The organism is Cedecea neteri NBRC 105707 = ATCC 33855 (assembly GCF_001571265.1).
GTDB classification, from domain to species: Bacteria; Pseudomonadota; Gammaproteobacteria; order Enterobacterales; family Enterobacteriaceae; genus Cedecea; species Cedecea neteri.
This window is the reverse complement of record NZ_BCTL01000036.1, coordinates 34,525-55,061: the sequence shown is the minus strand read 5'-3', so window position 1 is coordinate 55,061 and position 20,537 is coordinate 34,525. Positions and strand designations below refer to the sequence as shown.

The 20,537-nt window shown below is 53.0% G+C and carries 19 protein-coding genes and 1 riboswitch; of the genes, 8 read left to right on the top strand and 11 right to left on the bottom strand.

Annotated elements, in window-relative coordinates:
- The first annotated feature begins 5 nt into the window (after positions 1-5).
- Positions 6-1,166 carry a glutathionylspermidine synthase family protein gene (locus tag CNE01S_RS15715; protein WP_061277251.1) on the top strand — a complete coding sequence of 387 codons (1,161 nt, stop codon included), beginning with the start codon at positions 6-8 and terminating at the stop codon, positions 1,164-1,166.
- Positions 1,167-1,199: 33 nt separating this feature from the next.
- Here CNE01S_RS15715 and ygiD read toward each other — a convergent pair whose 3' ends face one another.
- Positions 1,200-1,988 carry a 4,5-DOPA-extradiol-dioxygenase gene (gene ygiD, locus CNE01S_RS15710; protein WP_061277250.1) on the bottom strand — a complete coding sequence of 263 codons (789 nt, stop codon included), beginning with the start codon at positions 1,986-1,988 and terminating at the stop codon, positions 1,200-1,202.
- A gap of 178 nt (positions 1,989-2,166) precedes the next feature.
- Positions 2,167-2,820 (bottom strand): 3,4-dihydroxy-2-butanone-4-phosphate synthase, encoded by a 654-nt coding sequence (gene ribB / locus CNE01S_RS15705; protein ID WP_008460907.1) that lies wholly within the window; start codon positions 2,818-2,820, stop codon positions 2,167-2,169.
- A gap of 93 nt (positions 2,821-2,913) precedes the next feature.
- A riboswitch (FMN riboswitch) is annotated at positions 2,914-3,062 on the bottom strand.
- A gap of 122 nt (positions 3,063-3,184) precedes the next feature.
- Between ribB and ubiK the strand changes: the two genes are divergently transcribed.
- Positions 3,185-3,445, top strand: coding sequence for a ubiquinone biosynthesis accessory factor UbiK (ubiK, locus tag CNE01S_RS15700; protein ID WP_045783999.1), 261 nt, complete (start codon positions 3,185-3,187; stop codon positions 3,443-3,445).
- Positions 3,446-3,497: 52 nt separating this feature from the next.
- On the opposite strand, the gene CNE01S_RS15695 is transcribed toward ubiK, so the two are convergent.
- Complete coding sequence (locus tag CNE01S_RS15695; protein ID WP_061277249.1) at positions 3,498-4,664, bottom strand: M20 aminoacylase family protein; 1,167 nt, start codon at positions 4,662-4,664, stop codon at positions 3,498-3,500.
- Between the two features lie 15 nt (positions 4,665-4,679).
- A complete protein-coding gene (locus CNE01S_RS15690; RefSeq protein WP_061277248.1) occupies positions 4,680-6,014 on the bottom strand; it encodes an MFS transporter in 1,335 nt (444 codons plus the stop codon).
- A gap of 178 nt (positions 6,015-6,192) precedes the next feature.
- Here CNE01S_RS15690 and CNE01S_RS15685 point away from each other — a divergent pair, with 178 nt between their 5' ends.
- Positions 6,193-7,128 (top strand): LysR family transcriptional regulator, encoded by a 936-nt coding sequence (locus CNE01S_RS15685; RefSeq protein ID WP_061277247.1) that lies wholly within the window; start codon positions 6,193-6,195, stop codon positions 7,126-7,128.
- A 52-nt stretch (positions 7,129-7,180) separates the two neighbouring features.
- On the opposite strand, the gene tsr is transcribed toward CNE01S_RS15685, so the two are convergent.
- On the bottom strand, positions 7,181-8,845 hold the full coding sequence (tsr, locus tag CNE01S_RS15680) for a methyl-accepting chemotaxis protein (protein WP_061277246.1): 1,665 nt from the start codon (positions 8,843-8,845) through the stop codon (positions 7,181-7,183).
- A gap of 213 nt (positions 8,846-9,058) precedes the next feature.
- On the opposite strand from tsr, the gene fimW reads away from it, so the two are divergent.
- From fimW to fimZ, 4 genes are all read left to right on the top strand, one after another.
- Positions 9,059-9,661: a fimbria biosynthesis transcriptional regulator FimW gene (gene fimW / locus CNE01S_RS15675; RefSeq protein ID WP_061277245.1), complete on the top strand. Its 603-nt coding sequence runs from the start codon at positions 9,059-9,061 to the stop codon at positions 9,659-9,661.
- 252 nt (positions 9,662-9,913) lie between these two features.
- Positions 9,914-10,621 (top strand): EAL domain-containing protein, encoded by a 708-nt coding sequence (locus tag CNE01S_RS15670; protein WP_061277244.1) that lies wholly within the window; start codon positions 9,914-9,916, stop codon positions 10,619-10,621.
- An 8-nt stretch (positions 10,622-10,629) separates the two neighbouring features.
- On the top strand, positions 10,630-11,370 hold the full coding sequence (locus CNE01S_RS15665) for a response regulator transcription factor (protein WP_061277243.1): 741 nt from the start codon (positions 10,630-10,632) through the stop codon (positions 11,368-11,370).
- A 564-nt stretch (positions 11,371-11,934) separates the two neighbouring features.
- Positions 11,935-12,567 carry a fimbria biosynthesis transcriptional regulator FimZ gene (fimZ, locus tag CNE01S_RS15660; RefSeq protein ID WP_038478785.1) on the top strand — a complete coding sequence of 211 codons (633 nt, stop codon included), beginning with the start codon at positions 11,935-11,937 and terminating at the stop codon, positions 12,565-12,567.
- A 74-nt stretch (positions 12,568-12,641) separates the two neighbouring features.
- Here fimZ and sfmF read toward each other — a convergent pair whose 3' ends face one another.
- The 6 genes from sfmF to fimA form a co-directional block, all read right to left on the bottom strand.
- Positions 12,642-13,163, bottom strand: a complete 522-nt coding sequence (sfmF, locus tag CNE01S_RS15655) for a fimbria assembly protein (RefSeq protein WP_061277242.1) — start codon at positions 13,161-13,163, stop codon at positions 12,642-12,644.
- A 10-nt stretch (positions 13,164-13,173) separates the two neighbouring features.
- Entirely contained in the window at positions 13,174-14,178 is a 1,005-nt protein-coding gene (fimH, locus tag CNE01S_RS15650; RefSeq protein WP_061277241.1) for a type 1 fimbria D-mannose specific adhesin FimH, read from the bottom strand.
- Positions 14,179-14,205: 27 nt separating this feature from the next.
- Positions 14,206-16,800: a fimbrial biogenesis usher protein gene (locus CNE01S_RS15645; RefSeq protein WP_061277240.1), complete on the bottom strand. Its 2,595-nt coding sequence runs from the start codon at positions 16,798-16,800 to the stop codon at positions 14,206-14,208.
- 31 nt (positions 16,801-16,831) lie between these two features.
- Entirely contained in the window at positions 16,832-17,527 is a 696-nt protein-coding gene (fimC, locus tag CNE01S_RS15640; protein ID WP_061277280.1) for a type 1 fimbria chaperone FimC, read from the bottom strand.
- A 44-nt stretch (positions 17,528-17,571) separates the two neighbouring features.
- Positions 17,572-18,117: a type 1 fimbrial protein subunit FimI gene (fimI, locus tag CNE01S_RS15635; protein ID WP_061277279.1), complete on the bottom strand. Its 546-nt coding sequence runs from the start codon at positions 18,115-18,117 to the stop codon at positions 17,572-17,574.
- Positions 18,118-18,195: 78 nt separating this feature from the next.
- A complete protein-coding gene (gene fimA / locus CNE01S_RS15630; RefSeq protein ID WP_039287876.1) occupies positions 18,196-18,750 on the bottom strand; it encodes a type 1 fimbrial major subunit FimA in 555 nt (184 codons plus the stop codon).
- 589 nt (positions 18,751-19,339) lie between these two features.
- Between fimA and nepI the strand changes: the two genes are divergently transcribed.
- Positions 19,340-20,521 (top strand): purine ribonucleoside efflux pump NepI, encoded by a 1,182-nt coding sequence (gene nepI, locus CNE01S_RS15625; protein ID WP_061277239.1) that lies wholly within the window; start codon positions 19,340-19,342, stop codon positions 20,519-20,521.
- The last annotated feature ends 16 nt before the right edge of the window (positions 20,522-20,537 follow it).

The window sequence follows — 20,537 nt, the reverse complement described above, 5'->3', positions numbered from 1 at the left end:
CAATCATGGAAAGAGTTTCTATCGTTGAGCGTCCTGACTGGCGCGAAAAAGCCACAGAGTACGGCTTCAATTTCCACACCATGTACGGCGAGCCGTACTGGTGTGAAGACGCCTATTACAAGCTCACGCTGGCTCAGGTTGAACGCCTGGAAGAGGTGACTGCCGAACTTCATCAAATGTGTCTCCAGGTCGTGGAAAAGGTGGTGGCCAGCGACGAGCTGATGGCCCGTTTTCGCATTCCGAAACACACCTGGGAATTTGTTCGCCAGTCCTGGCGCAGCCAGCAGCCTTCCCTTTATTCCCGCCTGGATCTGGCGTGGGATGGCGTGGGTGAACCCAAGCTGCTGGAAAACAATGCCGATACGCCAACGTCGCTGTATGAAGCGGCGTTCTTCCAGTGGATCTGGCTTGAAGATCAGGTCGCTGCAGGTAACCTGCCCGAAGGCGCAGACCAGTTCAACAGCCTGCAGGAAAAGCTGATTGAACGCTTCGCCGAGCTAAAGCAGCAGCACGGCTTTAATCTGTTGCACTTTGCCTGCTGCCAGGACACCGTCGAAGATCGCGGCACAGTGCAGTATCTGCAGGACTGCGCCGCCGAATCTGACGTCGCCAGCGAATTCCTCTTTATTGAGGAAATTGGTCTCGGGGAGAAAGGACAGTTCACCGATCTGCAGGATCAGGTTATCAGCAACCTGTTCAAACTCTACCCGTGGGAATTCATGCTCCGTGAGATGTTCTCTACCAAACTGGAAGATGCTGGCGTGCGCTGGCTGGAGCCGGCCTGGAAAAGCATTATCTCCAACAAAGCCCTGCTGCCGATGCTGTGGGAGATGTTCCCGAACCACCCTAACCTGCTGCCAGCCTATTTCGCCGAAGATAACTTCCCGCCGATGGAAAAATACGTCGTGAAGCCAATCTTTTCCCGCGAAGGCGCCAACGTGAAGATCATCGAAAATGGGCAGGAGATCGCTCGCGTTGACGGTCCTTACGGCGAAGAAGGCATGATCGTCCAACAGTTCTATCAGCTACCTAAATTCGGCGACAGCTATACGCTAATTGGCAGCTGGCTGATTAACGATCAACCTGCTGGGATCGGTATTCGTGAAGATCGCGAACTTATTACGCAGGATCTTTCCCGTTTCTATCCGCATATTTTTGTGGAATAAACGTTAAAAAAGGCGCCATCCGGCGCCTTTTCTTTATCCCACCACAACCGACAGCATACTCAGCGATCCCATCTCAATTCCGTCGACCGGAATCGTGACCGGCTCTTTGCCGTCCCACGCGCCCAGCACATAAAGCAGCGGCAGGAAGTGTTCCGGCGTAGGGTTAGACAGTGAACCACCTTCATGGCTGAGATAGTTCACCAGCGGATGCTGCTCCGCAGGCCCCTGCCAGGTTAGGTTGGCTTTAACATAGTCATTAAACGACTCGGCCCAGGGATATGGCGTATTTTCACCGTGCCAGCGGGCGGTGCGCAGGTTGTGCACCACGTTACCGCTCGCCACCAGCATAATGCCCTGGTCACGCAGCGTGGCGAGTTTGCGGCCAACCTCCAAATGCCAGGCTGCCGGCTTCGTGCTGTCGATACTCAGTTGCACCATCGGGATATCCGCATTCGGGTACATCTTGATCAGCACACCCCATGAACCGTGGTCAAAGCCCCACGCCTCTTTATCTAACGCCACAGGCGTCGGGGCCAGCAGATCAACCAGCTGCTGCGCCAGTTCAGGCGAGCCGGGCGCCGGGTAATGTGTGTCATACAGCGCCTGCGGAAAACCGCCAAAGTCGTGAATCGTCTTCGGCGCTTCCATCGCGGTCACGCCTGTTCCACGGGTGAACCAGTGGGCCGACACCACCACAATCGCTTTTGGCCGCGGCAGCGTTTCGCCAAGCTGCGCCCAGGCACGGGTATAACGGTTATCTTCCAGCACGTTCATCGGGCTACCGTGACCAAGGAACAGCGCGGGCATACGTTGGGTTGTCATGAGGGTGTCCTTAAATGGCTAAGCTTTAATGAACACAGATTACGCCCAATTTTTAGGGGAAGAACTCAGATAAGCATGATGATGATCATCAGAAATTTTGAACAGGTCTGAAAAGACGAAAACAGCGGAAGTGAGGTGAAATACAAAAGCCCGATCGCGCTGACCGGGCTTTACTTTTTTAGCTGGCTTTGCGCGCTTGCGCCTGGCGATATTCCACCAGATCTTCGATGGTCACAACGGCCATATTGTGTTTGCGGGCGAACTCGATGCACTCCGGCGCGCGCGCCATGGTGCCATCGTCGTTAGTCAGCTCACACAGGACGCCAGCGGGTTTGAAACCGGCCAGAGAAACCAGGTCGATAGTGGCTTCGGTGTGGCCACCGCGGGTTAACACACCGCCCGGCTGCGCGCGCAGTGGGAAAACGTGGCCAGGACGATGCAGATCGCTTGGTTTCGCGCCGTCGGCAATTGCCGCGCGTACGGTGGTCAGGCGGTCAGCAGCAGAAACGCCGGTCGTGACGCCGTGAGCAGCTTCAATGGTCACGGTAAAACCGGTGCCAAAAGCGCTGGTGTTGTTTTCGACCATCATTGGCAGATCGAGCTGTTTACGGCGTTCGTCGGTCAGGCACAGGCAGACAATACCGCTCCCGTGGCGAATGGTCAGCGCCATTTGCTCAACGGTCATGGTTTCAGCCGGGAAGATCATATCGCCTTCGTTCTCACGATTTTCGTCGTCGAGAACCATGGCGCCACGGCCTTCGCGAAGCGCATCAAGAGCACGCTCAACGCGCTCAGTCGGGGTGCCAAATGCAGAAAGTAGCGTCTGATTCATGGTAAAAAAACCTCATTAAAATTATGGTTACCAGAATCAGGGCAGTCTTAGGAGCTAAAAAAATAACGCGGGCAGGCCGAAGCCTGACGTGATCGTTACTCTCTCCCATCCGGACTTTAACCGTCGGCCCCGGAATTACACCGGATCTGCTGACCTTCAGGCAAAGCCTGAAGCGCTCGCGGGCTTTCAGCGTTCGCTGATTTACCGCCGGTGGGGAGTTTCGCCCCGCCCTGAGAATAAGCAGGTTCACTATAGCGCTAATCATTTTTGTGGGCAACGATTACGCAGGCAACATTTCCAGTTTATCCCCTAGCAATCAGGCATTACAATTAGCCCAATAACCCGCCAGATAATGGAAGCCGCTATGATTGACCCGAAAAAAATTGAACAAATCGCCCGTCAGGTCCATGAGTCAATGCCGAAAGGGATTCGTGAGTTCGGGGATGACGTGGAGAAAAAAGTACGCCAGGTGCTGCAGTCTCAGCTAACCCGCCTTGACCTGGTAAGCCGCGAAGAGTTTGACGTCCAGACTCAGGTCCTGTTGCGCACCCGCGAGAAGCTGGCTCTCCTCGAGCAGCGCCTGACCGAGCTGGAAAACCGCGAAGCGCCTAAAGACGCAGAGTAATGGATATCCTCCCCCTAACGCTCCCACAAAGGAAAGCGTCAGGGGGAAAACCTCAGCGCAAAAATGCCTCGCTCAACCGCACCCAATAGGTTGCGCCCACCGATATACAGGCATCGTTGAACTGATACAGCGGGTGATGCACCGAGTAGTCATCTTTACCCGTCGCAGTTCCCAGCCAGATATAACAACCCGGCACTTCTTCCAACATAAAAGAGAAATCTTCGCTGCCCATCATGCTCTTAACTTGCTGAGGATCTGCCACTTTATCCGCACCGAACGTGTCCCGGGCAACCTGCAGCGCGAATGCCGTTTGCGCTTCGTTATTGATCGTCACCGGATAACCAAAATCCACCTCAATGCTAGCCTTCACGCCAAAACTTTCCGCCTGAGCATGTACAAGGGTTTCAACCCGCTGTTTAAGCGCCTCACGAACTTCCTCTTTAAAAGCGCGCATGTTCAGTTTCAGCACGGCACTGTGAGGGATAATGTTATGCGTTGTGCCGCTCTGCAGGCTGCCTACGGTGACCACCGCTGAATCCTGCGGATCAATATTGCGGGAGACGATAGTTTGCAACGCCATCACAATAGATGCTCCAGCAATGGTGGGATCAATACAATGTTCCGGCATCGACCCATGCCCCCCTTTGCCTTCCAGGGTAATCGTCATGCTGTCAGAAGATGCCATTAGCGCGCCCGGTTTCGTCACAATCTGCCCGGCAGGGATCAGTGGGAAATTATGCAGGCCGAACACCGCATCACACGGGAAGAGCTTGAACAGGCCATCGTCAATCATGCGTTTAGCGCCGCCGATCTTTTCTTCCGAAGGTTGGAAGATCAGATGCAGCGTGCCGTTAAAAGACTTTTTCTCCGCCAGATAACGCGCCGCAGAAAGCAGAATGGCACAGTGACCATCGTGCCCACAGGCATGCATCTTCCCCTCTACCTGGCTTGCCCACGGCAAACCCGTTTGCTCCTGCATCGGTAGCGCATCCATGTCGGCACGGATCCCCAATCTTTTACCACCGTTGCCCACCTTAAGCGTGCCAACCACGCCGGTGCCGCCCAACCCACGATGCACTTCGTAACCCCATTCAGTCAGCAGCCCGGCAATACGGTCGCTCGTTCGGAACTCTTCAAAACCCAGCTCCGGATGTTGGTGGAAATCGCGCCGAATGGCGATCATCTCTTCTTCACGATCCAGAATCTCTTTAATCAACATAATCAGCTCCTTGTGTTAAGCATCAGGTAGCGCTTTCCGTTCCCGCCAGGCAAGCAACGCCGCCAGAGAAACGAAAGAACAAAAAATCAGATACCAGGCCGGCGTCATAGGCTGGCCGGTTACTTTGAGTAGCCAGGTCACGTTAAATTGCGCAAAGCCGCCAAACAGCGTCACGCCAACGGCATACACGATGCCGATACCCGAAGCTCTCACCGTTTTCGGAAACGCTTCAAGCAGCAGCAGGAACAACACCACCGTGCAAATATTCGCCAGCACCTGATCGACAGCGATTAACGCAATAGTGACAAACAGCGGCATGCCGTTAAGGATCGATGCGAAGATCGGCCAAATCAGCAATAACGATACGGCAAAGCAAGCGGTCATGATCGGCTTACGTCGGGGCAGACGATCCGCCAGCTTACCGGCAAAAAAGGGGATCAGCAGCGTCATCAGCGCCGCCGTCAGGCTTACCCAGTAGGACGTTGCCGCAGGCATATGCAGCGTGTTCACCATATACGCAGGCATGTAATAGATAATGATGTAGAACGTGGTCGTGCCTTTCATGATCAGCAAAATGCCGAGCAACAGGGCACGTCGATGCTCTCGCCAGAGTATTTTGGCCGAATTCTCCCCCTGTGGAGCGGCTTCAGTATGATGGGTTTCCGGCAGGTGGCGGCGGATATACATGCCGATGGGCATGATGGCCAGACCTAGAATAAAAGGAACGCGCCAGCCCCAATCGTACAGGGCTTCTTCACTGAGATAATGACTCAATCCCGCCCCCATTGCCGCGCCAAACAGCGCCGCGCCACCCTGGCTGGTCATCTGCCAGCTCACGCGCTGCCCGCGTCGGGATTTATCTCCGGCCTCCATCAACCAGCTGGTTGCCGCGCCCACTTCACCACCGGCAGAAAACCCTTGCAGCAGGCGCCCGCAAATCAGCACCAGCGGCCCAAAAATTCCCGCCTGGCTGTAAGTGGGCGCAAACGCCACCAGCATCACACCAAGGGCCATCAAACCGAGGATCAGCGTCATCCCTGCACGGCGCCCATGCTTGTCTGCATAATTGCCAAGTACCAGGCTACCGAGTGGACGCATCACAAAGCCTACGCCAAAGGTCGCAACGGCCAGCAGCAGCGAAACATAGTCATTGCTGGAGGGGAAAAAGAGATGGCCAATAATGACAGAGAAAAAGCTATAAACCGCAAAATCATAGATTTCTAACCCGTTTCCCAACGTCACGGCCACCAGGGACTTAGCGCTGGTTTGCTCTTCCACCGGACGGGTTTGAGGCGGGATCGGGGCTATCAACCCGTTGGCCGCTGAGGCAGAACTGGCAGATGGTTTCATGCTCACTTCCTTCTAATTATATTTTGCATGTCGTGTTGTTACTCCTGGGAGTGATTCGACTATCTGCATAAAAAAAGAACATCGCAAACATAAAAATTGGTTATGGCTTTGGTTATATTCTTTGTATTCTGAGAGCACATTTTTTGCACTACGGCGGTGGTCTTTGGCAGGGTAACAAATGAAAATAAAGTTAAATCAGTTAGATGTGTTATTAGAAGTTGCCGCACAAGGCAGCATTGGCAAGGCCGCCCGGGCGCTACACCTCACCCAGCCAGCCATTTCCAAAACCATTCAGGAGATGGAAACTGAAATCGGCATGCCAATTTTGCAACGCTCATCACGGGGCGTGACGTTAAATGAGTACGGGCAGGTGCTGTTGCGCCATGCCAGAGACATCGATCGTTCGCTGCATCAGGCAAGGGATGAAATAGACAGCCTGCTTGGTAAAGCCATGCGTCAGCTGCGCATTGGGTTTACCTCAGCTGCCTCTTATGGCCCTTTCAGCACCACAATGAGCCAGTACCAAAGCCGCTACCCTGGCGTGAAACTCACCGCCATGGAAGGCAGGCCGCACCAGATTCTGGATGCCCTGGCTAATCAACGGCTGGATATGGCGGTGATGACCAGCGCCAGTGGGACCACCAGCGGCACGCTGTACCACGAGGCGCTCTACGCCCTGACTAACACTATTATTGCTGGCGAACATCATCCCGTGACCCACACCACGACTCTGAAGAGCCTGATGCAATTTCCCTGGCTGGACTGGGATGAGCCGGGGGAGCACTCTATTCTGGGCCAGGTTTTCCGCCGCTATAACCTGCCGCTGCCGCCGACAATTGTGCACTGCTCTTCGCCGTGGATTATGGCGCGCATGATGGAGCAAGCGCCCATTGTCAGCATGTGGACTTCGGTCAGGCTGCGTTTTCCCGGCTATGAAAAAAACCTTCGTCCACTCACGCTCAAAGAAGTATTACCGGCGACCAGCGTGAACATCGTTTGCCCAAGCATTGGGCGGCTTTCCACCGCAGGGAATACATTTATGGAAATGCTGAGGATAAATTCACGCGACTGGCTTCAGGATAGCGACGCTTTGGAAATGGTGGCCAGGGTATAAAAAAGGCGGACAGCTTTAAACTGTCCGCCTTATCGTTTCGAAAACTATTAAATCAGAAGGTTTCCCAGTTATCGTCAGACGCTGCGGCCACGGTTTTACGCGGTGCAGCAGTCGTCGCAGTAGCCTTCGGCGCGGCAGACTGTGCTTTTGCCTGGCGCTCCTGAGCGATACGGAACACGGAAACGGACTGCGTAAGACGGCTGGCCTGTTCTTCCAGCGCGGCAGCGGCAGCGGCAGACTCCTCCACCAGCGCGGCGTTCTGCTGGGTCACACGATCCATTTCTGCAACCGCTAATCCAACCTGATCGATACCGCGACTCTGCTCGTCAGAAGCAGAGGCAATCTCACCCATGATATCGGTCACGCGGGTAACCGCATTAACGATTTCCCCCATGGTTTCCCCGGCGCTTTCAACCAGCGTCGAACCGGTATCCACCTTGCTGACCGAGTCTTCAATCAGGGTTTTAATCTCTTTTGCGGCCTGGGCGCTGCGCTGCGCCAGGTTACGAACTTCACCGGCTACGACCGCAAAACCACGCCCCTGCTCACCCGCACGGGCAGCTTCAACGGCAGCGTTAAGTGCCAGAATGTTAGTCTGGAAGGCAATGCCGTCAATCACGCTAATAATGTCGGCAATTTTCTGCGAGCTGCCGGCAATTTCGCTCATGGTATGCACCACATTGTCCACGACTTTGCCACCACGCTGTGCGGTCTCAGAGGCGCTCAGCGCCAGCTGGCTGGCCTGACGGGCGTTCTCGGCATTCTGCTTAACCGTGGCAGTCAGCTGCTCCATGCTCGCGGCCGTTTCCTCAAGCGAAGCCGCCTGCTGTTCGGTACGAGAAGAGAGATCGTTATTGCCGATGGAAATCTCGCTGGCACCGCTATAAATAGCATTCGCGCCGTTGCGGACTTCACCCACGGTAATCACCAGCTCGTTTTGCATATGCCGCAGGTTCTCGGCCAACTGCCCCATCTCGTTGGTGCCTTCAACGTCGATTTTGCGCACCAAATCGCCGCTGGCAATATGGCGAATGCTTTCGATCAGACGATTCAGCGGAGAGATAAGCGTTGTGCGGATCCCCTGCCAGACCACAAGGATCACCACCAGCACCACAATCAGGACGCCAATCAGGATCCAAATCGCCATGCTGTAGGAACTGTTGCTGCTGTCGACAGCTTCCTGATAAAGGTGGTCGTTTTGCTGCAGATAGTTAACGTATTGCTTCTCAAAACCGTCCTGATACCCCTGGGTTGGCTGATCGAAGAATTCGTTAATTTTCCCCGCGCCAAGCAGCTGAATCAGCTCCGCTAGCGCGCCGTGATAAATGTCGTAGTTGCGCTTAATTTCTTGCGCGGCGGCATCGCTCTGGCGTGGATCGCGCGGCAAGGCTTCATAAGCCGCCCACTCAACTTCCGCCTGTTTCAGCGAGGTGCTGGCAATGGCCATCAGCTCTTCAACGGTCGAACCGCTGCCAATTTTATTGGCATCCATCATGTAGCGAATACCCGCTCGGTTCAGGGTATTACGGGTTTGCAGCAGCGCAACCCAGCTGCCGTTCAGCGTTGACTGCTGCTGACGAATGGTTTGTAAAACGGTGAAATTTTCTTTGTCCTGCTTCAGCGCGTTGAAGAACAACCCGCCAGAAGCTATCTGCAAAATGCCAAACAGCCCCAGGACGACCAGTAAGCTTGTAACGATTTTGATACGGTTTAACATTGCTTCTCATTCCCTGTAAGACAAGTCTTAATCATCGGCGTAACAGCAGAAAACTTTACCCAAAGCGTTTTTTTGCCGTTTTTTCTGCTACTCCCAGGAAATGGCCTGGCAATAATTCATCCTCCACGCCTGCGGGGTTAAGTCGTAACACATTCATAAACCGAGTTTTTTTCACTATCATTTTTTTAATAGTCAACCAGCCCGGAGGAAGGCATGCTTACCGTTGCTATCTGTGAAAGAAATAGCCATTTTGCAAATGGCATTAAAATTATTATCCAGCAGCTCTGCCATCAGTTTAGCGAGACTTATCATTTCCTACCGTTGGCGCACCAGGATGTCGCGGATCTGGTTTTTTTCGCACTCGATGACAACTGGTCAACGGCCAACTGCTACAAAATACCGCAGACGACGCGCCATCAGCGAGTGATCCTCATCTGCAAAAAGCAGGATCAGGAGAACCTGATGTTTCGCCCCTGCCTGTATATGCTGCCGTCTATCTACCGTGAGGATGAGGTCGAAGATGTCAGGCTCAAGCTGGCCCCCTGGGTAGATCCTGAACGCCGCAAAAAAAACACGCTGCCCGTGCCTACGTCTATTTGCCACTACTGCACAACACGGCATTTCAGCATGCAGGAGCGCGAGTTGCTGAAGCTAATGGCCTGTGGTTATTCGCTGATTGACGCGGCTTTTATTATGCATATCGATGAAAATGCAGCGCGGGATAAACGACTGTCGATTATGAAAAAACTGAATATCAAGAGCCAATATAAACTCATGAATTATATCAAGCTTAATTTGCCTTTCTTGCTGGATTGAATCCATTTATTAAGTACTTTCTTATTACGCCAGGGAATTACTCTTAATTATTAAAAAAACACTCCCTTCACACTTCAGGGTTGCGAATTTTCGCAACCTGGAATAAGCCATCCCTGCTATTAACCCCTTCGCGGCGCTGAGAGAATACACTCAGAATAATCTCCAAATTTGCTGACAGCACGCCACCTCTTTCTCTCAGGTCATTGATCGATCAGCAACTCCGTAATAATTGTCACAATTAGCGACAAAATAATGATAAATATTTCTAGTGATAACATTTTATTATCGGGTAACCAGCATATATCCGGCCTCCGTCTGGAACCGATTGTTAATTTATTTAATGGACGCGTTATTACTCACGAAGTACTCAGTCAGCTATCGCCGTCGAACGACGCTGACGATTTCTTTGCCCATCTGCCGGTTTCCGACAGCATGGCGCTTTTCTGCCACCAGGCCAGCCTGCTGAAGTCCCTGCCAGAACCCGGCGGGTACAGCCTTAACCTTCCCCTTATGGCGCTGATTGACGATCGGCTATTCACCCGGCTGCTTGATGTTTGTGAATCATGGATAACAATTGAGATACAGGATGCCCCACATTTTGGTATGTGCTCCAGGCAGCATCAACTTCGCCTGTGTGAGCGAATTAAGCTGTTACAGCAACGTAAGATTTCGGTATGGCTTGATGACCTTACCGATACCTGTATTGCAAGCTTCCACCGCTACGCCATTGATGTCGGCGGAGTAAAAATTGATAAACACGCATTCTGGACGCTCAGCAAAAACCGCCGGGCACTTCGGCAATTGGTTGCACAATGCGCAGATATATCGCCTCAGGTTGTCATTGAAGGTATCGAAGACACGCAACATCTCGAGCTCGCTCGCCAGTCTGGCGCCAGCCTCGGACAAGGCTATTTATGGCCGCATAAACGCAGGCTGCTCTCTGATACATTGTCATTGTGAGGAGGCTTATGTGCGCAGCTATGAGGCGAAATAAACACCGCCGTAGTCGGACTGATTATTTTCTAAACCCCGCCAACTACACCGCGCCGCTTTTTTTTGATCGTCTTGAATATCTTCAGCAGCAATTGATAGGGGGACAAAAACCAAAGAAGCCCGACGCCATTCTGATCTCTGCCGACAGCTTTCTCAGCAGCGCAATCACCGGCAACCTTTTTCAGCACCTTAACATTCCGGTTTCCTCTTCACTGGATGACGTTATTGCGCATCAGGCACTCTCCTCTGTGCCCCGTCTGATCATCGACCTCGACAGTCTGGAGACACCGACGTTTGAAGTTCTGCAGGCCATTCGTCAACAAATAATCACCACGCCGCAGCCCCAAATCACCTTGCTTAGCGCACTACGAAAACCTGAAGTCATGCGGTTTATCCTGCTGGCCGTTGACTGCAAACTTGTAGAGCGTCGTCTGCCGCCGGACAAACTAAAGCAGGCGCTGAGCTTTAGCGACACCGATTTACCCACGCGATACGACACACCCGGTTTTTCCATTAGAGAATGGGTGATTTTGCTGGCGCTAAGTCGCGGGGAGTCATTGAAATCTATCGCTCTTTTTCTGGAGAAACCCTATCATTACGTCGTTTATCGCTTCAACGTTTTGCTGGCCCGACTGGCGCTTGATAAGCGCAGTAAACTACTGCATCTGCTTCATGAAATTTCTGTTGCAAATAACGCACATTGGCGATCGAACTAACCTACTGAGTGGTAAGATATTTTAAGAATTTACTTAATTTTTATGTTTGGCCTGAGTTAAAAACCAACAAAATAATAACAATTACAACTATTCCTGGAAGCAATTCTTCCGCTATACCGCCATTCAGCACTTTTTGATCCAAAACAAATTAACAACAATCAGAACTAAATGTCATTTTTTCTGCAATAAAAAGTCTTTCAAACCAACCTAACTTAAAATTAAGGTGAGTTAATTCAATTTGGAAAAAGGCCCATTAACCAGACAGCATTTCGTATTGACTCAGATGCACGCCTGGAACATCAGACTTTTCCCACAAAAACTGCGCTGTATAATCACCTCATCACATATTTATATTTGCCAGGGCATTTATAACGTTTAAATGTGAAGTTATTTAGGCAGTCATTCTCCAGCCATGAATAACGAATTTAAAAAGGGATAAGTATTAATATAAACAAGGAGGTTCCCGCATAAAGACCGGCAACCGCCAACTCACTGTTTATCACTTTCGCTGCCATTGACGCTGTGTCAAAGCGATGTTTTTATCAAACACTCGAGGCAAAAAAAATGAAACCGGCATCCGTAATCATTATGGACGAACACCCTATTGTCAGAATGTCGATAGAAGTGCTGCTCCAGAAGAATAAAGATATTAATGTTGTTTTAAAAACAGATGATGGTCGGGAAGTTATCGACTATATGCGAGCAAATCCCGTCGACCTGGTGATTCTTGATATTGAACTCCCCAACACCGACGGCTTCACATTACTCAAGAGAATCAAAGGAATACAGGAAAAAACCAAGATCCTTTTCCTGTCATCAAAATCAGAGTCTTTTTACGCCGGGCGCGCTATTCAGGCCGGTGCCAACGGCTTTGTAAGCAAACGTAAGGAACAGGAAGATATATTTAACGCGGTGGAAATGCTGCTGTCAGGCTACTCCTTTTTCCCTTCGGAGACGCTGCACTTTATCAGCAGTCATAAATCACGTCGGGGGACAATGGACGATATGCCGTTATCCAACCGTGAGGTGACAGTGCTGCGCTATTTGGCGAATGGGCTATCAAATAAAGAGATTGCCGAGCAACTTCTGCTTAGCAATAAAACCATAAGCGCACATAAAGCGAATATATTCTCTAAACTCGGACTCACTTCCATCGTTGAGCTGATTGACTATGCCAAGGTGCACGAACTGCTATAAAGGATACCCACGCACAGGAAGCGGAAATACCGGGAACGCTCCTCCCGGTTATTTTCTGGAACCATTAAACTCTTTTAATTGTAGCTAATCAGAAACGTCGCATCCGCATTAGCCAGCCCGGCATCCGCATTATCTGCTGTGGCAATATAGTTGGCCCAGAATTTCAGCGTGACATCACCGTTAGCATCAACCGGCATCGTTTTACTGGCATCATTCAGCAACAATCGGGACTTATCCTCATTCATCAGCTCAATGGCCACATTCTTCGCCGTACTGGCAGCATTAAGCGCCAGTAGCCCCGTCCCGGTACTCTTTCCGTTAAAGGTGATAGAGGCGGTGCCGCCCGGCGGGCAGCCGGTTAGCTTGAGGTTGAACGGCATTGCCTGAGTTGTGCTCCCGGCGGTGCGCAGCTGTTTGGTCGGCCACGATCCCAGTTTCACGGTCTTGTTGTCGCTGCCCGTCTCTACAACGCAGGTGAAATCCACAATATTGCCACGTAGCTCAACGTTGATTTCCCCCAGAGGAGAGGCTGCTTTCACCGTGGGATTCAGCAACACTGAAAACAGCACCCACGCGGTCAGGGATAATTTTTTCATCCTTGTCCCCTTAATCGAAGTCAACACGCAGATAGCCACGGGCGGTGAACGGCCCTTCCTTCGGCTTGACGCCCGTTACGCTGACCGGCCAGGCGCGAATCCCCACCCTGGCCGCCGCCGTGTCATCAAGCTGGAAATTAATTTTGCTGCCCAGGTTATTTGGCGTCAGCGGCGTCCCGCTGGAATTGGCCACGATAAAGCCAAGATCGCTGTTATCGGACACCATCATATTGCCGTTAGTCTTCTCGGCCTCAAGGCGTAGCGTAAGGTAAGCCTGAGCGTCAATGTTGGTGCATTTGATGCCGACGGTTTTGCTCTGCGGCGTCACGCTTTGCGGGCGGTTACCGGCCCCGGCCTGGCTGAACAGCGAGGCACCAATACTGCCGAAGTCGAACTCAACCACCTGGCCGGCGTTGATTTCACAGGTCTGCGGCACTTCAACTTTGCCGCTATAGCTGATGGTGTAAACCACCGTACTTAACGGATCCCCGGTGGTCGTCGTCACGTAGACACGGAACATCGTCTGCCGTGGAATCGGCACCATATTGATAAAACGGCGGGTGACTTTAAGACGAAAAACCAGTTTCGAATCTGTGACCCCAAAAGGCTTATTTTTCGACACGTTAGGGTGCGAACCCATCTGCATGTAGTTCACCGGAGGATAAAAATCACCGGCATAGCTGTCGTTGATTTTCATTGTCCCATTAAGGTAATCGTTTATTTTCAGATATTTATAACTACCCACCACTTCCTGAATGGGTAAATCTGTCACGTAGCTACGCTTGGTGGTATTCCCCGACGTCCCCTTCGGGCAAATCGCATTCACGCCAATCAGGCCTGATTTTTCGGACAGGGTAACGATCTGTCCGACGTTGTTATTGCTGCTATTAAATTTGTCAGATAAATCATAAGCAATATCCGTCGGAATGCCGTTTTCATTCGAGCAAACCGTCGCCGCAGCGGGCCCCGCGCAGGCCAGCAGCAGCCCGCCGGTAATCAAGTTGTTCAGTTTCATCTTCATCTTCCTGAATCTCTCCGCACGCTATGAACAGGTGGCGGTTGCCATGACGACAGCCTGCTTCAGGCTCTCTTCCGGCAGGGAGTAGTTGGCGCGACACTGGGAGCCTTTTCCGTCGCCCCATTGGATCAACAAGTTCCCCTTCAACGGCAGGCCGCTGAGGTAGATTTGCCCGTCGTCGCCAGCCATGCTGGTCACGCCGCTTTGCACCTCACGCACCACTGAGCCAAACGGCACCGGGCGGTCACCGCGTTTAACGGTAATGATGGCGCGCACGCCAATACGCGCGTCGAAGGTGGCGCGAACCAGCGCGCCTTCCGTCGGCACCACGCTGCTGACGTTGTTTTCAATATCGGTGTGGTTATCCATCGTGTTGGTGTCCAGCGCTACGCGGTTGTAGCGGTAAACCGTGGCATACGGCATGACGGCATAACCACGCCAGTCCGTTTTCACGCCGGTCTGGTTTTCAACGCTGACTCCGGAAGCGCCTGGCGCTTTAATTAACACGTTGGTGTCGCCCAGCGGCTGGCTGAAGGTCACGCCATCTGAATGCCCCACCACGCCACCGGAAGTCTGCCAGTTAAAGTCATGCTGATTGCGGTCATAGTTGTAGCCCAGGCCGAGCGTGCCGTACGTAGCCTGCCAGTTGGCGGTAGCGCTGCCGGAATAACCGTTATTGCTGGTATGCCCCTGACTCACGCTGTAGTTCAGGTTACGGCCTTCCAGCAGCGTGCCGCCGACCCCGGATTGCCAGCTGTTTTTACCGTCAGAGCTGCGGCTTGTGGCCATCGTGGCATAGGCACGATCCAACGCCGTATCGCGCGAATAACCGTGACCAAGCAGCGTGCTAAACGGAATCGAAAGATTGAACGCGACAATCCGGTTGGTGTCTGCCAGGCCGAGCGACTTACTCCACGACCAGGAAAGCGAATAGCTGATGCCGCGCCAGCCGCTGGAATAGCCCAGTTGATACCAGGTATTGTCCTGATCGGTTCCCCAGTAAGTTTGCTGGCTACCGGAAACATAGACCGAGCCGTAATCCCCCAGCGACTGGGATATGTTGACCTGAAATCGGCCCTTTTTGTTGTAGCGCAGGTTGTGATAGCTGGTCGCCACCAGCTCCTGCCGGTTGCTGTCGTTGTTTTGCCACTCATACTGGTAGCCTTCCATATTCCGGTAAGCCACGTCATCCAGGGTGTAAAAACCGCGCGTAGAGTAGCGATAGCCAAGCAGCTGGAAGTTGGTCCCATAATCGCTCAGGGATTTCGCATACAGGAAGCGCAGCGACTGCCCCTGATGCTCGCTGTCATCCGCCAGCTTGCTGCGTGCATGGGTGAGATCGAGCGAAATAGCCCCCCAGTCGCCGAGGTTTTTACCGGCACCTAACGCGACTGCGGTATAACGATCTGCCAGCTGTGTCCCGCCATAGGCGGTATAGCCGTTCGGCAGACCGGCAATCAGCGTGCCCTGGGTAAAGAACGGTTTATCCTGCTGATTATTCCCGCTGCGGAAATCCCCCATCACCACGTCATATTTAAACCGGCCTTCACGCTGCAGCATCGGCACGGTGGAATAAGGCACGGTGTATTTCTGCAAAGAACCGTCTTTCTCTTCTACCGTAACCTCAAGGTCACCGCTTGAAGACGTCGGGTTAAGGTCGCTGATGGCAAACGCGCCCGGGGAGACGTAGCTCTGATAAATCACATAGCCATTCTGGCGGACGACGATTTTGGCGTTGGTACGGGCAATCCCACGCACGGTGGGCGCGTATCCCTGCAGGCTGTCCGGATACATGCTGTCAGAAGAGTAGAGGCGCGCCCCGCGAAACCCGAGACTGTCGAACACATCGCTGCCGGTGTTGCTGTCGCCCATGACCAGTTCGCCCTTGAGCGGAATAATCGTGCGCTGCAGCGTGGTGCTGATGTTCTGCCATTGGTTCTGATGGTGGCCATCACCGCTGGTATAGTTCCAGGCGCCGTTGTTACGCAGACGCCACGGGCCCAGATTCAGGCCGCTTTGCAAGTTCAGATAATAACTGTCGTTGTAAGTCCCGCGGTTGCCGGTGAAGGTGTAGTTCAGCAGCGCCGCAGGGATCCCTTCATCCCACTGATCCGGAGGGATGTAGCCGCGCGCGCTGTTGATTAAAGAGGCCTGAGGCAGGCTAATATCAAGCCGCAAACGCGAAAAGTCATAGCTCATTTCAGCGCCCGGCACCGCCGTTGTCACCGGTACGCACTCGCCGGATTTATATTTCGCCAGCTCAGGATACGCCAGCATATTCAGCCCAAGACGCTTGAGCCAGTCAACGTCCAGACAGGCCGTCAGCCCGCCGGACTTCACGGCTTCAGAAGCAGGGGCTTTCGATTCCGTGGCAGTAAAACGCACGTCTTCGGTGGCAACAAATTCATCGTTGCGCCAGATGTCCACGCGATAAACGCCCGGCGGCTGACTGCTGCCTTTTTCGAAACGAGACAGATCCGCCACCGCCGCGGTATCGTCCGACAAAAATGCCGGGTTGAAATAGCTCTCAGCGGCAGCGAACGCGGGCCAGAGTGAGGCCACAATGGTCACCGTCAGTGGCGCTAACCTAAACACCTTACGCGAGACTGATCTCTTCATGATTTACCTGCTTCCCTTTGCCAGCCTGGCGTTACTGCATGACACCCGCTTGTGCTTTGGTCACCGCGCCGTAGTCGTTAACGGTCTGGAAGCTCACCGCGCCCTGAACGCCGGACGGCACGGCAACCTGCACGCTATTTTTCGGTGCCACCATAGTGTTAGGCAGTTTTTCACTTCCCATCTTCAGGTTGACCAGCGAAACGTAGTAAGGCGAAGGGTTGCTTATCTTCAGGTACTGACCGTTACGCGCGAAGCGAATCTCTTTCAGCGCATCTTCCGGCTGCATCTGCAGATTTTTAGGACGCACGAACAGCTTAATGCGGGAGAGAACCGCCAGCTGGAGAACGTTTTTGCCCTCCACGCTGTTTTTATCCACTGAAGGGATCGCCTTAACGTTCATCCAAAAAATGGACTCGCGATCCGTCGGCAACGCGGGTCCGGCGTAGATAATACGCAGCGTGTTCTCGCTTTTTGGCTCGCTGACAAACAGCGGCGGCGTAACCACGAAGCTTTTCTCTTTCTGCCCCAAATCGTTCTCGATCCAGGAGTTCACCAGGAAGCGTTCTTTCGGATCGCTGTTGGTGATAGCCAGCGAAGTTTGTTTCGCGTCGGCCGGATAAATAACGCGCGTGGCCCCCAGGGCAATACCGCCCGCGGCCTGCGCATTAAAAGCAATCATCATTAAAGAGAGCATCAGTGCCGAAGCGGCTTTATATAATTTGTTCATCACGACAGGTACCATCAAAATAGCCAGAATGGAGAAGCAGAGGTTCAGGGATAAACCAGCGTGAACCAAATGTCGGAGCGAATATTTCCGGGCGACATATGCTTAGAAACCGAACGATAACGGGCAGTAAAATGAAAACTCATTTCCTGCGTAGTTATTTGCGAATAAGAAGCCGGTTCGCTATTGGGAATAATTAACTGCTGCTGCTGGTCGAATAACGCGAGGCCAATACCGCTGCTGGCGTCATTGCCACTTACGCTGGACGTGGCCAGAAAGACCAGAGGATCTTCCGCCGGGGTAGACCCCTGAAACGCGATGCCCACATGGTCATAAACCTCCGGGCGACAGTCCGTCAGCCGAAGGGTAAAAGGGATGCTGGGCGGCGCGTAGCTGCCAACATCTTTAAAAACGTTGCTCGGGTACTGGCCCATTTGCACGGTCATTTCCTGACTTTCAGGCGCGACGGCGCAGGCGCCGTTGACCAGCTCACCCTGCATATGCACTTCCCCACCGTGGATTACCACAATGCGCTTTGCCTGAACGGGATTCACCGCGGCCAGGATAGCCAGGAGCAGGATTTTCCTTATCATCATCGTCCTCTCTGGACTCGCGTCGGACAAGCCTCGTCCCTGAGGCTGAATCATCCCTGAGCAATCAGCCGTGGCTGATTATTCGTATTTCATTACGAAAGTTGCGTCCGCGTTCGCAGCACCGGCAGTGGCGGTAGCAGCAGTAGCTTTATAGCGAGCGGTGAACGGAATGGTATTCTCGCCGTCGTTCAGCGTCTGAGCGGTAGAGAAGGTAGAACCGTTCGGAGACAGGGTCTTAGAGGTACGATCCAGGATCTCGATACCTACGCCTTTCGCGGTGGTTGCGTTACCGCCGGAGTTTACCGCCAGCAGCGTTGGGTCGGTGGCGTCAGTCTGGCCGGTGAATGCCACAGAAGCGGTGGCCGCAACGGTGCTATCGCAATCGGTCAGTACGATGTTGAATGGGATCTGGGAAGAGGTATCGCCCACTTTGGTGAAAGCTGCGGTACGGTACTGGCCCAGTTTAACGATCTGGCCGTCGGACTGCGTGCTGACTGCGCAAGCGGCGTTAACCAGCTCGCCCTGGAAATGCACGGTACCGCCATTAACGGTAACAGGATCTGCTGCGTTAGCGGCGCCGCTGACCAGAGCAACGGTTGCGATCAGAGAAGAGGCGATTTTGCTTAATTTCATGGGTATTCCTTCATATATAAAACGCACATCGGAGTTATGCATCCTTCATGACTCCGTTTGAATCATCATCGGTCTTAAATGACCGCATAACGCATTCCCCACATCCTGTGGGAATTCCTTAGAATGCTTAGTGGTTTCATTAGAATTAAAGACGAACGCTTCCCCAGCACATTATTTCATGCACCGAACAACGTTATCCTTAATAATTCAAGATGAAATTTTATATATTCGTGATGGGTTACGAAGTGTGGCTAAATTAAGCCAAATTTGAATTAAGTAATAGATGCCAATTCTTTATGTTATATAAGCGAGGTCTTAATGAGGCCTAAGAAATAACCAGGGCAACCTTTCGGTAAAACGGGCATAAAGGGATAAAAGGCTCGTTAATTTAGGGGGTTATATTGTTCTCTGAGCACAAGAATATTGTTCACTTTTTGTTAAATTTGTTTATTTTTTGTTTTATCAAGGAAAGATGATTTTGAACACCTCATGCGCAAAACTGAGCGAAGTTGCCAAAACGTTAAAGCCGTTACGCAAGCGGTGATACACTGGAGGGCTTGCCATCAAAAAATTTACCCAGGACTTCAGGATGAATGAAACCGCTCCCCATGCCATTCCAGCGACCTCGATAACCCGCCCCAACTGGTCAGCAGTCTTTGCTATTGCGTTTTGCGTGGCCTGCCTGATTACCGTTGAGTTTTTGCCGGTTAGCCTGTTGACTCCGATGGCGCAGGAACTGAATATCTCCGAGGGCGTTGCCGGACAGTCGGTCACCGTCACCGCGTTTGTGGCGATGTTTGCCAGCCTGTTTATTACCAACTTGATTGGCTCTACCGATCGCCGCCGCGTGGTACTGCTTTTTGCCGTCCTGCTGACCGCCTCCTGCCTGCTGGTTTCGTTCGCGGGTAATTTCTCTCTGTTGCTGCTTGGTCGCGCGTGCCTCGGGCTGGCGCTGGGCGGTTTCTGGGCCATGTCGGCCTCACTGACCATGCGCCTTGTTCCTGCGCGCACGGTGCCTAAGGCGCTGTCCGTTATCTTCGGTGCCGTATCGATTGCGTTAGTGATTGCCGCCCCGCTGGGCAGCTTTCTCGGGGGGATCATCGGCTGGCGCAACGTCTTTAACGCCGCCGCCCTGATGGGTGTCGCCTGTATTGTCTGGGTCTGGAAAGCGCTGCCTTCCCTGCCGGGCGAAGCGGCACACCAGAAACAAAACATGTTTGGCCTGCTCAAACGCCCGGGCGTGCTGGCGGGCATGCTCGCCATCTTCATGGCGTTTGCGGGTCAGTTCTCGTTCTTTACCTATATCCGCCCGGTTTATATGACAATGTCGGGCTTTGACGTTGACGGCCTGACGCTGGTGCTGCTGAGCTTTGGTATTGCCAGCTTCGTCGGCACCTCGCTTTCCGCGCCTATTCTCAAACGATCGCTCAAGCTGGCGCTGGCCTGCGCGCCGCTGATCCTCGCTATCAGCGCCGCGGTACTGGTGCTTTGGGGGGCGAACAAAGTCGTGGCTTCGGTGATTGCGGTGGTCTGGGGGCTGGCTTTTGCCCTGGTACCGGTCGGCTGGTCAACGTGGATCACCCGTTCGCTGGCGGATCAGGCGGAAAAAGCCGGGTCGATTCAGGTAGCCGTGATCCAGTTGGCTAACACCTGCGGGGCGGCGATAGGCGGCCTGGCGCTGGATAACCTCGGCCTGCTGGCTCCGCTGATGCTGTCCGGCAGCCTGATGCTGCTGACGGCGATGCTGGTTGCGGTGAAAGTTCGAGCTTAAAAAAATCCAAAAATAG